At 53.9% G+C, this 698-nt stretch carries 1 rRNA gene (only partly in view); it reads right to left on the bottom strand.

Features of this window, described 5'->3' with window-relative positions:
* Positions 1-698, bottom strand: a 23S ribosomal RNA gene (locus ASE86_RS13250) (its annotated part continues 410 nt past the right edge of the window); the annotation flags it as partial.

Raw genomic sequence — 698 nt, 5'->3', positions numbered from 1 at the left:
ACGCTTTCTTTAAAGGATGGCTGCTTCTAAGCCAACCTCCTGGTTGTTTTGGGATTCCCACATCCTTTCCCACTTAGCCACGAATTGGGGGCCTTAGCTGTTGGTCAGGGTTGTTTCCCTCTCCACGACGGACGTTAGCACCCGCCGTGTGTCTCCCGAGCAGTACTCTCACGTATTCGGAGTTTGGTTGGGTTTGGTACCGCTGTGGGCGGCCCTAGCCCATCCAGTGCTCTACCCCGTGAGGTATTCACTCGAGGCGCTACCTAAATAGCTTTCGCGGAGAACCAGCTATTTCCGAGTTTGATTGGCCTTTCACCCCTAGCCACACGTCATCCAAGACCTTTTCAACGGGCACTGGTTCGGACCTCCAGTGGGTGTTACCCCACCTTCATCCTGCACATGGCTAGATCACTCGGTTTCGGGTCTAAAGCAACGAACTGAACGCCCTGTTCAGACTCGCTTTCGCTGTGCCTACACCTACCGGCTTAAGCTTGCTCGTTACTTTAAGTCGCTGACCCATTATACAAAAGGTACGCGGTCACTCAGGACGAACCTTGAGCTCCCACTGTTTGTAAGCATCCGGTTTCAGGAACTGTTTCACTCCCCTCGTCGGGGTGCTTTTCACCTTTCCCTCACGGTACTTGTTCGCTATCGGTCGCTGAGGAGTACTTAGGCTTGGAGGGTGGTCCCCCCATGTT

It is taken from the genome of Sphingomonas sp. Leaf33, assembly GCF_001421785.1.
In the GTDB taxonomy this organism is placed as follows: Bacteria; Pseudomonadota; Alphaproteobacteria; order Sphingomonadales; family Sphingomonadaceae; genus Sphingomonas.
The sequence above is the reverse complement of the archived record's forward strand: the minus strand, read 5'-3'. Positions and strand labels throughout refer to the sequence as shown.